The organism is Paenibacillus jiangxiensis (assembly GCF_046098255.1).
GTDB classification, from domain to species: Bacteria; Bacillota; Bacilli; order Paenibacillales; family Paenibacillaceae; genus Paenibacillus; species Paenibacillus jiagnxiensis.
Window position 1 is genome coordinate 249,355 of the sequence record NZ_JBJURI010000002.1, and the last position, 14,225, is coordinate 263,579.

The following is a 14,225-nucleotide window of genomic DNA, read 5'->3' on the forward strand; positions in this document are numbered from 1 at the left end:
GAGCTAATAAAGGAGAGTAACTGTGAAGAAAAAGAACATTTTGTTTTTAGGGGCCTTTCAAGAGCCGGGCGGAGAAGAAGAAGTAATTACTTATTTATTTAAAAACGTTGATCAGAGTCAATTTACTCCCTATCTTTGCGGCCCGGCAAGAGCTGACTTCTTTCAAAAACATTCCATCGGTAAGGACCAATTATTGGATTTGGAGATGAATAGTATTTATGATATCAAATCCATTAATAAATTAAAACATTATATCGATCATTACGACATTGATATTATCCACTCTCATGGAAGCAGAGGTGGTCTATTTGGAAGGATCGCAGGATTTCTATCAAAGAAAAAGCCAGTAAATATTTGGACTCTCCATTTGTTAATTAACGAAAATCGTTACACAATTTCCAAGTCTAGAAGACTAACCTACACAATGATCGAATCGGTGTTGGGCAAAATGATGACCGATCAAATCATTACCGTTTCTAACGATTTAAAAAGGAAATATGAGCAGCTACATAACATTAAAAATATAATAACGATTCACAATGGAATTGACGTTCAAAAATATAATTGCGAAAAATCAAGTCACAATATCCTAGATCAGAAGAGGCAATTAACGTTCGGTTTTGTTTCCCGATTATCCAAACAAAAGGGCATCCCGTACTTAATTCAAGCGCTCAATCAGGTGGTAAAGGATCCCAGTTATGCGAGCAGGATCAAACTGCAAATCGTCGGTACGGGTGATCAGGAAATGGAAGTCAGACGTATGGTGAAGGATTTGGAGCTTGACGCGTATGTATCAATGCTGGGCTTCAGGACGGATATTCCCGAAATCCTGGCAAGTATTGACGTACTGGTGTTGCCCTCTATGTTCGAGGGTTTCCCGATGGTCATTCTGGAAAGTCTTTGTGCGGGAACTCCTGTTATCGCTTCGAATGTTAACGGTGTGCCGGAAGTGATTCAGCATCATGTCAACGGCCTCCTGGTAGAGCCAAGAAATGTAGACCAGCTGGCGGAGAGCATGAAATTTTATGTGGATCATCCTGAAAAAATCATCGAACATGGGGAACAAGGCCAGTCATTAGTGCATAATTACTTTACGAAAGACGTTATGATGAATAAGCACATGAATCTGTATAACTCCTTGTTGCAGGTTAATTGATGTGAAGAAAAACATTACATTCTTGTTTGTTGTGATCATCATGCTGTCCCTTATTGCCAAACTATCCGGGCTGATACGAGAATCCGTAACGGGTTACTATTTCGGGGCTGGCGAGGAACTTGATATTTTTTACTTTGTATATTCAATCCCCGAATTGTTTATGACCGGAATTGTTGCAGCTCTTTCCATTGCAATCATTCCAACGTTATCCCAAAAGGAACCGCTATTTTGTTTGGATAACAGGAGATTTATATTTAACTTGGTGATCATTGGGTCAATATTCTTTGTTCTCATATGCCTGCTCGCTATTTTATTTAACCATTCAATCATGGATTTTATTTTGAGAAATACCAGCGGTAAATTTAGCTATTCTTCCGTTTTTAATGTGTACCTCATCTCCATGATCCAATTGATTCCTACGTTTCTATTAGGCGTTTTTCAAAGTATCGTGACGAAACAGGAAAAGTACAAAACAGTAACGCTAATAAGCATCCCGTTTAACGCGCTCATTATATTATCCATCATGATCTATTCCGATCATTTGGGTGTCCAATCGATCGGACTTGGAATGCTGGGAGCCGTCCTGGTTCAGGTGTTCATACTATGGTTGATCCTCCGGAAAGACGGCTTAAACCTTGAGTCGTATAAGGTGGACATCAAATTCGACAGTACCATGATAAATTTCATGTATCTCTTGCTGCCTGTCTATTTCGGAACAATTATCCAACGTGTCGGCATCTTCGTTGACCGGACGATTGCCAGTACTTTGCAAACCGGAAGTATATCGGCGTTATCCTATGCGGATCGATTAATCCAAATGGTTATCATGATCGTCATCAATACGATCGGTATGATTATGTTTTCGAAAATTTCATCTGCAAAAGATGATCCTTCACACAGCAGTGAGATTATGAACAAATCCATAATATTCAGCTTTGCGTCCATACTGCCAATTACCGGTTTCCTCCTAGTCTATGGCCGTGATATTATCAATATTTTGTTTAATAGAGGAGAATTCGACGAGCAGGCATTAAATCTAACAACTATGGCTCTGTGTGGATATAGTATCGGGCTCATAGGGATATGCATCAGGTATTTATTGAACCGTGTATATTTTGTAAACAATAACGTAAAGACACCGACGATCAACACCATCGTATTTTGTATTGTGAACATTGTTCTTAGCATCGTGCTAGCCCGAATGTTCGGTTTACTCGGAATTGCGCTCGCCTATTCGATTACCATGATTTTGGCAAGTGTGGCTTTGGTCATTGACGTGCATAGGCGGTATAAAATTATGTCAAGCATTCGTTGGGGGAACTGCGTAAAAGTGACTTTGTTATCGATAGTTTTGCTGGGTTTCTGGATGGTGTTGAACATGCTGCTTCCAGATGGTCTAAGCTCACTGATTAAAATCGTCATTTCAGGCATAAGCGGTGCATTTCTTTTTACGATCATGCTGCTAGTAGTCAAAGTTGAGGGCTTGGATATCATGCAATTCATTCGTCAGGTTCAACGTAAAATCTTGCGCAATAATGTTCGTAGAGAAGTCATGTAAGTTCATTTCAATATATTTGCAGAGAGGAGATCTTTTCATATGAAAGGTATTATTCTTGCAGGTGGAACTGGTTCAAGGCTCTATCCATTAACGAAAGTTACCAACAAGCATTTACTCCCGGTAGGTCCGTATCCAATGATTTACCACGCTGTTCACAAATTAAAAGAAGCAGGAATTTTCGACATTCTCATCATCACGGGGCGTGAGCATATGGGAGATGTCGTAAATTTGCTGGGAAGCGGTCATGAATTTGATGTGACATTTTCTTATAAAGTTCAGGACCAGGCAGGCGGCATTGCACAAGCACTGGGTTTGGCTCAAGGTTTTATAAGGGATGAACCAATGGCAGTCATACTTGGAGATAATATATTTTCGGATAATATTACACCTTACATTGATAACTATCGCTTACAAGGTTCAGGCGCAAAAATTTTGCTCAAAGAGGTACATGACCCGGAAAGATACGGTGTAGCTGAATTGGATGGTGCCAAGATACGTTCCATAGAGGAAAAACCCAAGCAGCCTAAAAGCTCCTATGCCGTAACGGGTATTTATATGTATGACGCCAGCGTTTTTGATATCATTAAAAATTTAAAGCCTTCCAGCCGGGGTGAATTAGAGATTACAGATGTCAATAACGCGTATATTGAGCAAGGCGAGCTTACTTATGACATTTTACAAGGATGGTGGACAGATGCAGGAACGCATGAATCCTGGGGAAAAGCAAATGAGTTGCTGCGGGGTGAAATTTTTGATTTGAATTTCGGGCGTCAAATGGCTGTTTCAACAAAATAAGGGAGTACATCAAAATGAAAATTATAAAAACCAAGTTGGACGGGGTCCTGGTAATCGAAACCGATGTATTCGGAGATCACCGGGGCTTTTTTACTGAAAGTTACAATCAAGAAAAGTTCAATAATGAGGGGATCAGTTATCACTTTATTCAAGATAATCATTCGCTCTCAGCTCAAGCGGGGACATTACGGGGGCTGCATTTTCAGTTGCCTCCCAAGGCCCAAACCAAATTAGTTCGGGTTGTAATGGGGGCAATATACGACGTAGTTGTTGATATACGGAAAGGCTCCCCAACCTTTGGTCAATGGGTTGGCGTAATATTGAGCGAGTCCAATAAACGGCAGCTGTTAGTACCGAAAGGGTTTGCGCACGGGTTTTGCACGATTGTTGAGAATACACATGTACTTTACAAAGTTGATGAATATTATTCAAAAGAACATGACAGGGGTCTACTGTGGAATGACCCCGAACTAGGAATCAGTTGGCCGACGGATCATCCTGTGTTATCAGACAAAGATAAGCTGCATCCTACCATAAATGAGTTAGAAGGGATCCTTTTTAATAGGGAGGAATAGATGATAATGAACATACTGGTCACAGGCGGAGCTGGATTTATCGGAAGCAATTTTATTAGATATATGATAAACAAATACCCGGAGTATGTGATTGTGAATTTCGATAATTTAACCTATGCAGGTAATTTGGAAAACCTCAAGGATATTGAGCTTCATTCAAATTATTACTTTGTTAAAGGGAACATCTGTGATGCTGATACAGTAAATCATATAATACGAAACTATGATATAGAGATGATTATAAATTTTGCAGCAGAGTCACATGTCGATCGAAGCATTGCGGACCCTGGTGTGTTTATACACACAAATGTGACCGGAACTCAAGTTTTGCTTCACGCTGCGAAAGAGTGTGGTATTAGCAAATACGTACAAATATCGACGGATGAAGTATACGGGTCCCTCGGGGAAACAGGTTATTTTACCGAAGAAACCCCTTTATCCCCCAATAGTCCATACTCAGCCAGTAAAGCAGGTGCTGATCTGCTTGTTCTTGCTTATCACGAAACCTTCGGCTTGAATGTCAATATAACTCGCTGCTCGAACAATTATGGCCCGTACCATTTCCCTGAAAAGTTAATACCGCTAATGATCACTAATGCTCTTGAAGATCAAGCTTTGCCTGTATACGGTGACGGTATGAACGTGCGGGACTGGCTTCATGTTCTGGATCATGTGGCGGCAATTGATCTGGTAGCACATCATGGGAAATCGGGTGGAGTTTACAACATAGGTGGGCATAATGAAAAGCGTAATATTGAAATCGTTGAAATCATATTAGAATACCTGAATAAGCCTAAAGAACTGATTCGATATGTTCAGGATCGTCTTGGACATGACAGGCGTTATGCAATCGATCCATCCAAAATTGAAAAGGAGCTTGGTTGGCGACCAGCTTATACATTTGAAACAGGAATTGTTACTACAATTGATTGGTATCTTAACAATCAAGAATGGTGGAAAAGGATAAAATTCGGTGATTACTTAGAGTATTATTCCAAACAATATGGAGAGTCATTGCATGGACAAGTATAAAATTATTGTAACAGGCGCTAATGGTCAGCTTGGAGTCGATATGGTTGAACATCTTAAAAGCCGGGGGCATCTTGTATATGGTTATGGGCGGCAAGAGCTTGATATTACAAATCATAAGCAGGTAAACAATATTATCCATGATATACGACCGGAAGTGATTGTTCACTGCGGGGCATACACTAAAGTTGATCTAGCGGAAGCAGAGCCGGAGCAGGCTTATTTGGTAAACGGGTATGGTACACGGAATGTTGCCGTAGCTGCAGAAGTCATAAATGCAAAACTTGTGTATTTAAGTACTGATTACGTTTTTAACGGTGAGGCAGAGGCGCCTTATGATGAATTTGAAAAGATTGAGCCTATTAATGTCTATGGACGCTCTAAAAGAATGGGAGAATCCTTTGTAGAACGTCTTCATAGTAAGCACTTTATTGTCCGAACATCATGGGTTTACGGAGAACATGGCAGTAATTTTGTGAAAACGATGATTAAATTGGGCTTAGTGAAGAAAAGCGTTTCTGTTGTAAACGACCAAATTGGCTGCCCGACATATACAAAGGATTTAGCTGAAAGCATAGGCAGGCTATTCATAACAAACAAGTATGGCACTTATCATATTTCCAATTCCGGTCATTGTTCCTGGTATGAATTTGCAAAGGCCGTATTTAGATTAACGGGCATTGAAGCAGATGTTATCCCAGTTACATCGGAGCAATTTGTTAGGCCGGCAAAGCGACCGAAATATTCGGTGTTCAATCATATGGCATTAAAATTAAACGGTTTTCCTATGTTAAGGCATTGGGAAGATGGATTAAACGATTTCTTACAAGCTTCAATTTTGAATGGGAAGTACGGAGATGCTCCAAATAATAATGCAATTTTTTCACATGGGAGCTGAGCGTTTGTTTTGCGCAAAAAATACAATACGAAATGGGCAATCACTTATAAAGGTAAACATTATAAAAGCCTGTATGGAAAGAAAAAGGCCTATGATCTGTACACCCAGTTAAGCCAAAGCCTTGAGGGTTTAGAAATCGTTCCTGCAACGAAGCGGGAGAAGAAGAAGCCTGTCATCGGCAAAGCAAGAAGAGAATACAATCGTCAATGGCGGGCGAATAACAAAGACAAAGTGAAGGAATATAACAGAAAGTATCGTTTGAGGAGAAAAGGTCCTGATCAATAAGCCCGTTGGGAAAATAGTTTCATTACCGAAAAAGGGACTATTGGAATGCTAACTTAGTTCATATTTGAGGAAAAACCCTTTGATGGCTGGTATATAAACATGACTTGTTTTGCTCACTTGCGACCAATGTAACAGCGGGAGAGGAATGCAGGACTATTGAACTAACAAAGATTGAATAATTTCTACAGAAATTATCAAATTCCTCTCTACAAGTTTCGCCAAACATTTTCTATGGTATACGGTATGATATTCCTAAAGAAATGGATGCGATGATTTTCGTTCCTTATCTGGGCACCTTAGGACGTTAGGAGCAAGTGGTGCAACCGGCCTTTCTACTTGTGCTTAAATAATTGTGGGATTATTTGTCTTTTTGCGAAAAAATGATAGTTCCCGTTGTTAGAGAGGAAGGTTGTGCAATATGCGCGATAATGGCAAGGTGGTACTCGAAGTTAAAGAAGTTTTGGACTATCTTGGAATAGACTATGACAAATGGAGAGAGTTTAACGATTCGCATGAGACGTACCTCCAGGATCAGTCTGAAGACCCGGAAGACTTATTACCTGAAAGGCATATTAATGATTTGTAACCTTTCGATGAACGTGAACGAGCTTCTCCGTTTAACTTAAAAAGTCTCATAATTTTCTCCAATCTCAGCGAGGAGTCTGCTGCCCCTCCCCCGATCGTAGGCCCCCCAGTACATATCCCCCAATGAACTAAAATAAAAACAGATTTAATAAGCAATTGGCAGGACAATTTGCATGACCGGTAATGCAGAAGAAAGGGAGTCGGCCAGAATATTATCTGGCCGACTTCATACTTTTCCGAGGAAACCTAACGCTTCTGGACCGAAAGGAGGGGAAGGCATTTACATAATTAATCCTTAATGATACAATTGGTATTAGTTAGATACGATATGTATCGTTAGGAGGAATACATATGCAGAAGTATCCGAGACAAGAAGAGGAAACCATATGGAAATAGTGATCTCAAAAACAAAGTTTCCATTATTGATTTTTTTAATGTTGTTAGTATCGTTTGTTTTATCAATGAACCTGTTGATAGGGATATGTGCTATTGTAGCAATTACGTTTACTTATGTTGCTTTTCGTATCGGGATTAAGAAGCTTCTTCTTTTAGGCATTGTGTTCGTAATTATTATACCTCCAATAAACTTTTTACCACCTTCATTGAGTATAGGTGTTATTAACCCTTTGACTTGCTTAATAATCTTATGCTTTGTGGTTTCCATACTGTACAAGTTGAAAAGAAAAGATTTACCCTTGAAGGCTTCGTACTTTTGGCTGTTCATAATATTTGTGTCAACTATGCTTGCCAGTGTTTTTAATGCGTATTATCAAGATGTGGCAATTTATCAATCATTACGCTTCATTATGGGGTCATTACTCGTTTATATGTTGGTTAGTTACCTTGTAAAAGACAAAATGGAGATTGGGTTTTTAATTAACGCAGTGATTTCAATCGTCAGCATACACTCTGTATATGCTATTGTTGAGTATGTATCTGAGTACAATTTTATATTTTATGATATTTTGCATCAGAAGCTATCAAATCTTGAACAATTTAGACGAGTATACCGTGCATATGGTACTACAGGATTGCCTAATGTACTATCTTGCTTAATTGTAACTGTTGTTCCGTTGATCATATATAAATTTAAAGAATCCAAAAAGTGGATAAATCTTGCGCTCCTTGCGGTTAATCTTGCAGCGCTCTACTGTACTATGTCCAGAGCAGGTGTGGCGGTCTTAGTAGTTACAGGATTATTATACTTTTTGGTTAAAAAGAATCGAACAAAAACCTTATATCTTGGAGTTGTACTGATTGGTTTTGGAGTATTAATGGGATGGAATTATATTGGTGCCCAAAATGTTGAACTGGAAAAGTTGGAACTACGTTGGGATATAAATAATATCAAAGAAAGCGGATCATATTGGCATCGAATGTATAAACTTGAAAGTGCCCAATTGATATTACAAGACAGGCCTTTCCTTGGAATAGGGTTCGGCAATTATCCATATGTATCGGATCATTCTGAATATTTAAATATATCGGATCCTAACGCCTTAAACACATTTGATAATATGTACCTTAAAATTGTTTCAGAAACAGGTATTGTCGGATTTTCAGTATTTGTAGTTTTGATCGGGGTAATGTTAACTAGTATAATTCGTGGAATCCGGTTTACAAGCGGGGAAAGTCGTATTTTGTTAGGGTGTATCGCTTTTTCAATCATTTCCTTTTTGATTTACTCCGTAATCCTTGAAACATTCTTTTGGAATAGTTTAAACATATTATTTTGGTTGCTTGTAGCTGTAGGATTAAAAATTGTTAGTCTTAGTAGAGCTGATTATTTCAGAAATTCTGAGGTTGGAACTAACTGATTATGTTTTCCGTAGTTCACAGACGTATCCCAAATTTATCCATACCCTACTTGGTACAGAGTAGGGTTTTTTTTATGTCTAAGACAAAGCCCAATCAGTATCGATATTCTGCGAATATCATTTTATAAAGTCACTGTTTCTCATAAACCGTCTAAAGGAGTAATAAATTTCCAAAGAAATTCGGTTGCTGGTTAGAAAAAAATTATGAATGCCAATGTTATCGCTTCGTCAACTGTTGTAGTAGGGAAATAATTATGGTAAGGCGGTGACTTAGTATTGGACATTGAGGCTAGAAGATTGGCCATTGCAGCGGCGCAAAAATTTTACTATGTAAATATTACTGAAGAAAGGTTTGGAGCTAAGGTAACAAATACTGCCTCCCAAAACGATGTTGCCATTCAAGCAGCAATAAATGAAGTTGAAAACGGTGGCGGGGGCTGTGTTATAATTCCAGCCGGGGCCTTCCAATTTAACGAAATAAAAATCACTAAACCATATGTTACAATAGACGGCACTGGAATATTGATCAACGGACGCATTGTGGTTGGAGACGAAAATGTCCCAACTGATTTATATTTCAAGATCAGAAATATTGATATTAGGCGAGATTTTTTAGCTGAAGGAACAACAGGCATTGAGTTTTATAATGCTTGTATAGGTGAAGTTACAGGTGTTACATTTAGAAATATTGATAAACCATTGTATTTTAGACCTGTCGCAAGTGAATATTTCCATCAATCAGATAATATAAAAATGGACAACAACAGGTTTAAAACCTGCAACTACTGCTTATATGTAGATCGTCCAGAAACTCCTACGAAAATATATCAAGTCGGGGATATTTCGTTTACCAGAAATTGCGGATTTGACATACAAAAAAAGCATGCATACTTCCTTGGTGTTGATGGTCTGAAATTTGACGATAATGTTCTCTTCTTTCCCGGACATGCAACAAAAAATCAGACAAAAGAACAAAACCTATATATTGATGTTGGAAATTTCATTGGTATTTCGGGAAATCAATTCTTTGAAGCAGGGTACGAAGGAATTGTTTTGTCCCGTTGTAGAAATTTCACGATTTCAAACAATCGCATACCGTGGTCAGGGCAACGGCAACCATCAGATGCTATTCGAATTATGGGTGGGGATCAAAATGGTCAAATATACAACGTTGGCACAATCGGTTTTAATCAAATTGAGTACCCGACTCGCCACGGAATCTCAATCGAAGGAGACTGCGGTTATATAACGGTTGGTAGTGGAAACACAATACGCAGTGTCGGAAATGCATATGGTTATTACGGTACAGTAGATTTGAACTCTATTCCCCATCACGCTGTAACATGTGAAGTTACCTGTCAATTTATTTTTGTACAAGGTAATAATTGTCCAAACAACACATTCCGTCTTTTGGGCGGCAATAATATAGCTGTGAATAATCTTGAGGCTGGTCGTGTGTTACGGGATAGCTATTATATTTTATCGCTTCAGGGAACCGAAACATCGGCAGCAGTTGGGAAGTATGATGGTATAGACTTGGCACAAGCTGCTCCTACAACAATAACGTCATTTTCCGGTGGATTTGACGGGAAAGAAATCACCTGTTTATCTTATAACGGCAATACAACTTTTGCACATGGACTAGGGGCTGCACAATTTTGCCTAAAGGACAGGATAAATGCTACCCTGCCTGCTCACGGAACCATCACATTTAAGTTTCTCAACTCCAGATGGTACGAGATATCGAGGAATTTTTAGTGACTAATCTAAGATAATAAAAACAATATATTATATCAGTGAAGGCGAGCACACTCCCTCCTCAAATTCGTATGTGGGAGATGAGTCGCCATCTTTTGTGTTAAAAAACAGAACGTGTGTTCCATTTATCACTGGCCTTTAAACTTGTTAAATAAGAAACTAGGAGAGATTAAACGATGGATCCAGTATTAATCAATGTTATGGATTTAGGCGCTGTTGGGGATGGTGTTACGGATGATACGGCGGCTATAAACAGCGCTATAGACGTGGCCTATAAACAAGGCGGAGGAACTGTCTTTATCCCCAGAACTTCGTCGGTATATAGAGCGGTAAAAATAGGGTTGCGCAACAAAGTTTCAATTATTTCTGATGGAGCAAAGTTAATACCGATAACTTCATCTGAGCCTAGTTTTATGTATGTTGCCGAGGATGGTTTTATTCAGAATGTGACTTACAGAGGTTTCAATCTTGAGGCTAATGGAACGAATGAGAAGCAAATTGGTATAGATTTTACTTGCAAACCGCAGAAAGGTCCGGACTATACAGGGGGGCTCTGGTACTCTGAAATCAAAGATATAAAGATCAGTAACTTTGGCGGTATAGGGTTGAGGCTATACTGTAATGATTCCGAAGATGAATATCCAAAAAATGACTTAGCAAACCAGTTTCTAAGGTTTATCAACGTAAGGATATTCAGAAACTCCCAAACAGCAAAATGTTTAGAGATTACCGGCCAGTTAGGGCAAACAGTGTTCGAAACTTGCCAATTCGACGGAAACAGTAGAACACTTGGAGGGGTAAACGTTGACTTGGTAAGTCTGCTGACTACGAATGACCAATTGTCGGGTCCAGTCAAATTCGACAACTGCACATTCCAAGCGGCACAAAAAGCAATTAAAACTTATTATGTAAGCAATCTGGTCCTTGACTCCTGTTGGTTTGAAAATCTTGATCAGGTTGTTGATCTTACATCTTCATCAAATGCCACTATAGATAACTGCCACTTTACAAATGTAGGGGCTGCTAAGGGCGGGACTGGTTATGGTGTGTCTGTAGGAACTTCATGTTCTGTTGGTGGAGCAGGCAATTTTATTGTAGGTAACATCGATAACTTTGTAGTAGGTAATTCAACACTGGTTAACCGTGGCATAAACATTAGTGCCGCATGGGGTTCTGATGCTTCAATACCTTTGAAAGACACTACTCCAGACGTTTCAGGGGCCGCCATTGTATCAAATACATTAAAAGCATTTAAACACAAAATTATGTTTGTTCATATAACGACAAATCCTACAATATCAAATATTCAATCTCATCATCTGGAGGGAGAGACACTTGTCCTAAGATGCTGGGCCGGCGGAGATAATTCCAAGATTTTGACCGTGAACGGAGTAGGAAATATAGTAATGCCCAACGGAGTAGCTAAAATAACTTTGAAGCAGAACGACACAATAACATTCATCAAAACAGATTCTATCGGACTTCCGTCGCAGTATATAGTGATAGGTCACACTGGGGATGAAACCGGTTAAAAAAACGAAGTGTAATACCATATGCCGAAGTGAAGGTATATGGTATTATACTTTGCCTTATTTACATATACCCTTTCTCACCATACGGCTGAAGACGTTCCATCCACGCCTTCTCCAGCTTCTCGAGCGCATCCTTCGCATCAAAATAGCCGGATTCCGGCTTCTTGAGCACCTCCAGCACCTCGATTTCGAAAGCACCTTCTCCATCCCTCGACCAGTCGGCTTGCAGGGCGGCGTTGCGGCTTGAACCCATATTCAGCTCAAATCGTTTGCCGTTCAGCGATTTTAAGTTGGGGGTGGAGCTGATAAACAGCTTTCCGGTTTTCTTATGACGGATGCAATACACCCCGGCTTCAATCTTGACTTCTTTATATTGTTCCACAAGTTCTTTTCTGCGGTTCATGATTCCCATTCCTTTCTTATTCGCCGACCCAGTACTGGCTGCCGTCCTCTTTGCGATCCATCAGGCCATATTCGATGAGATACCTGCGGATCGTAACATAATCATCATAGGCGGAAGAGAGTACTTCATTGACTTCCTTTTCGGTATATGTTTTGCCCAGCTCAAAACGTTTGACAAGGTGGCGCAGGACGATCAGCTTATGCTTCTGCTGCAGATCGAACGTCTTTAGGCGGCCATCAGGGCCGTCCGGGAAATATTTGGACAGCACCTTCTCGTTTTCCGCGGTCGTAATGTTGTACCGTTCATCGAGCATCGGAGCTTTGACCGGTACTTCCACGATGGTAGGAGCGTGACGGTCCCGGTCCTTCAGCAGCTCCATCAGCGTCAGGAAAACTTTCGCCTGCCGTTCTTTCTCCTTCAAGGCAAAGCGGTGATTCCGGATGGTGGACGCGCTGCCGATGCCCGTTTCCTGCTGCACCTCGGTGTCGCTTTTTCCTTGATAAAAAAGATGCAGCAGCCTGTTCTGATGCTCGGTCAGTCCGGTCAGCTTCTTATCGAGGCTGATGAGATAATCGAAGACGGAGCCGTGTTTTTGCGTTATATGAAGCTTCATATAACGTTCAGCGCTGTAAAAAACACCGTCCTCCTGATAAATAATGCCTTCCTCCAGCTCGGTCCCGTCGAGCAGACAAATATATTTGTCGTCCTGCCGAATGTAGCCCTTTTTCAAATCATCTATATGCGCGCTCCAAAATAGTCCGGAAAGATCCATATATTATAAACACCTCATTGAATTGTTTGTTTATTACATAGATAATATAAATTTTCGTTTGTGTTTTGTCAAATGTGAATACTTTTGTTTGCTTTTTTAATAGGTGATACTCCCGATCTGCTGTAAAATAAATCCTGAGGAGGCGAGAATATGTTCAGTCAATATGGGGAGTTATGTACTCAAGTGTACAATCTGACCAAACCAATAGGTATGTCCTTGGGTGGAGATATTGAGTATTATAGGGAGCGCTTGTCCGGTGTACAGGGATCGGTGCTGGAAGCGGCGGCAGGTACAGGCAGGGTGATGGTGCCGCTGCTGGAGGCAGGCTTCTTAATGGAGGGCATGGATTCTTCGCCGCAGATGCTGGAGATATGCCAGCGCGCTTGTACGGAAAGAGGGTTTACACCGGTGTTATACAACGGACGGATGGAGGATATATCTCTGCCTCAATCTTATGCGGCCATTATTATTCCGGGCGGGTCCTTTCTGCTGCTGGAGCACCGGGAGCACTCCCTGCAAGCTCTGCAGGCATTTTACAGACATTTGCAAAGCGGGGGCAAATTGCTGCTGGATTTGTTTTTGCAGACAGAATTCCGGACAGGCATCGTAAATACTTCAACATTTCCTGCTGCAGACGGGGCGGTTATCACCTTGGAAGAAAAGGTTGTGAGCGTGGATTGGCTGAATCAATGCAAGATTTCCCATCTGCGTTATGAAAAGTGGAAAGAGGGAGTGCTGCTGCAGACTGAACTGCAGTATTTTCCCATCCAATGGTTTGGGATGGAGGAGTTCAAGCTGATGCTTAAGGAAGCAGGATTTATGGATATTACGATTTCGGCCGGATACCGATACAACCGTAAGCCTGATCATGCCGGACAAATGATAACTTATGAAGCCGTCAAGCCATAGTGATGTTCCATGAAAGGATTATGCGATAAAGTGGTTGGTCTTGAAGCTCACGGAGATCTTTATGAGCAATTAAAAAAGGCCGTCCGAAGACGGCCTTTCCACCCGTGGCGCTATTGAAACCTTGATCCGCATCCCGCGCCTCCGTACCGCTCT

The 14,225-nt window shown here is 40.5% G+C and carries 14 protein-coding genes and 1 riboswitch; of the genes, 12 read left to right on the forward strand and 2 right to left on the reverse strand.

What is annotated here, in order from left to right; translation table 11 throughout:
* The first annotated feature begins 22 nt into the window (after positions 1-22).
* The 11 genes from ACI1P2_RS02985 to ACI1P2_RS03035 all read left to right on the forward strand — a co-directional run bounded on the left by ACI1P2_RS02985 (position 23) and on the right by ACI1P2_RS03035 (position 11,988).
* Positions 23-1,156, forward strand: coding sequence for a glycosyltransferase (locus ACI1P2_RS02985; protein WP_355316690.1), 1,134 nt, complete (start codon positions 23-25; stop codon positions 1,154-1,156).
* A gap of 1 nt (position 1,157) precedes the next feature.
* Positions 1,158-2,714 carry a murein biosynthesis integral membrane protein MurJ gene (gene murJ / locus ACI1P2_RS02990; RefSeq protein WP_355316692.1) on the forward strand — a complete coding sequence of 519 codons (1,557 nt, stop codon included), beginning with the start codon at positions 1,158-1,160 and terminating at the stop codon, positions 2,712-2,714.
* A 39-nt stretch (positions 2,715-2,753) separates the two neighbouring features.
* Positions 2,754-3,509, forward strand: coding sequence for a sugar phosphate nucleotidyltransferase (locus ACI1P2_RS02995; RefSeq protein ID WP_355316694.1), 756 nt, complete (start codon positions 2,754-2,756; stop codon positions 3,507-3,509).
* 14 nt (positions 3,510-3,523) lie between these two features.
* Entirely contained in the window at positions 3,524-4,084 is a 561-nt protein-coding gene (gene rfbC / locus ACI1P2_RS03000) for a dTDP-4-dehydrorhamnose 3,5-epimerase (RefSeq protein WP_355316695.1), read from the forward strand.
* 6 nt (positions 4,085-4,090) lie between these two features.
* A complete protein-coding gene (gene rfbB / locus ACI1P2_RS03005; protein WP_355316697.1) occupies positions 4,091-5,116 on the forward strand; it encodes a dTDP-glucose 4,6-dehydratase in 1,026 nt (341 codons plus the stop codon).
* A complete protein-coding gene (gene rfbD / locus ACI1P2_RS03010) occupies positions 5,103-6,011 on the forward strand; it encodes a dTDP-4-dehydrorhamnose reductase (RefSeq protein WP_355316698.1) in 909 nt (302 codons plus the stop codon). The genes rfbB and rfbD overlap by 14 nt, the downstream gene beginning before the upstream one ends.
* 9 nt (positions 6,012-6,020) lie before the next feature.
* Positions 6,021-6,296: a hypothetical protein gene (locus ACI1P2_RS03015; RefSeq protein WP_355316700.1), complete on the forward strand. Its 276-nt coding sequence runs from the start codon at positions 6,021-6,023 to the stop codon at positions 6,294-6,296.
* Positions 6,297-6,549: 253 nt separating this feature from the next.
* A riboswitch (cyclic di-GMP riboswitch) is annotated at positions 6,550-6,634 on the forward strand.
* Between the two features lie 80 nt (positions 6,635-6,714).
* Complete coding sequence (locus ACI1P2_RS03020) at positions 6,715-6,882, forward strand: hypothetical protein (protein ID WP_355316702.1); 168 nt, start codon at positions 6,715-6,717, stop codon at positions 6,880-6,882.
* A gap of 385 nt (positions 6,883-7,267) precedes the next feature.
* A complete protein-coding gene (locus ACI1P2_RS03025; protein ID WP_355316704.1) occupies positions 7,268-8,698 on the forward strand; it encodes an O-antigen ligase family protein in 1,431 nt (476 codons plus the stop codon).
* 297 nt (positions 8,699-8,995) lie between these two features.
* A complete protein-coding gene (locus ACI1P2_RS03030; protein WP_408976118.1) occupies positions 8,996-10,456 on the forward strand; it encodes a hypothetical protein in 1,461 nt (486 codons plus the stop codon).
* 176 nt (positions 10,457-10,632) lie between these two features.
* Positions 10,633-11,988 (forward strand): glycosyl hydrolase family 28-related protein, encoded by a 1,356-nt coding sequence (locus ACI1P2_RS03035; RefSeq protein WP_355316707.1) that lies wholly within the window; start codon positions 10,633-10,635, stop codon positions 11,986-11,988.
* A 61-nt stretch (positions 11,989-12,049) separates the two neighbouring features.
* Here ACI1P2_RS03035 and ACI1P2_RS03040 read toward each other — a convergent pair whose 3' ends face one another.
* Positions 12,050-12,391, reverse strand: coding sequence for a GIY-YIG nuclease family protein (locus tag ACI1P2_RS03040; RefSeq protein WP_355316709.1), 342 nt, complete (start codon positions 12,389-12,391; stop codon positions 12,050-12,052).
* Between the two features lie 16 nt (positions 12,392-12,407).
* Positions 12,408-13,163, reverse strand: coding sequence for a DUF2087 domain-containing protein (locus ACI1P2_RS03045; RefSeq protein WP_355316711.1), 756 nt, complete (start codon positions 13,161-13,163; stop codon positions 12,408-12,410).
* Positions 13,164-13,313: 150 nt separating this feature from the next.
* Between ACI1P2_RS03045 and ACI1P2_RS03050 the strand changes: the two genes are divergently transcribed.
* Positions 13,314-14,072, forward strand: coding sequence for a class I SAM-dependent methyltransferase (locus tag ACI1P2_RS03050; RefSeq protein WP_355316713.1), 759 nt, complete (start codon positions 13,314-13,316; stop codon positions 14,070-14,072).
* Positions 14,073-14,225: the final 153 nt, after the last annotated feature.

Excerpts from the sequence above, each read along its gene's own strand:
- ACI1P2_RS02995 (WP_355316694.1), top strand. The coding sequence starts at position 2,754 with ATGAAAGGTATTATTCTTGCAGGTGGAACTGGTTCAAGGCTCTATCCA.
- rfbC (WP_355316695.1), top strand. The coding sequence starts at position 3,524 with ATGAAAATTATAAAAACCAAGTTGGACGGGGTCCTGGTAATCGAAACC.
- rfbB (WP_355316697.1), top strand. The coding sequence starts at position 4,091 with ATGAACATACTGGTCACAGGCGGAGCTGGATTTATCGGAAGCAATTTT.
- rfbD (WP_355316698.1), top strand. The coding sequence starts at position 5,103 with ATGGACAAGTATAAAATTATTGTAACAGGCGCTAATGGTCAGCTTGGA.
- ACI1P2_RS03020 (WP_355316702.1), top strand. The coding sequence starts at position 6,715 with ATGCGCGATAATGGCAAGGTGGTACTCGAAGTTAAAGAAGTTTTGGAC.
- ACI1P2_RS03025 (WP_355316704.1), top strand. The coding sequence starts at position 7,268 with ATGGAAATAGTGATCTCAAAAACAAAGTTTCCATTATTGATTTTTTTA.
- ACI1P2_RS03035 (WP_355316707.1), top strand. The coding sequence starts at position 10,633 with ATGGATCCAGTATTAATCAATGTTATGGATTTAGGCGCTGTTGGGGAT.
- ACI1P2_RS03040 (WP_355316709.1), bottom strand. The coding sequence starts at position 12,391 with ATGAACCGCAGAAAAGAACTTGTGGAACAATATAAAGAAGTCAAGATT.
- ACI1P2_RS03045 (WP_355316711.1), bottom strand. The coding sequence starts at position 13,163 with ATGGATCTTTCCGGACTATTTTGGAGCGCGCATATAGATGATTTGAAA.
- ACI1P2_RS03050 (WP_355316713.1), top strand. The coding sequence starts at position 13,314 with ATGTTCAGTCAATATGGGGAGTTATGTACTCAAGTGTACAATCTGACC.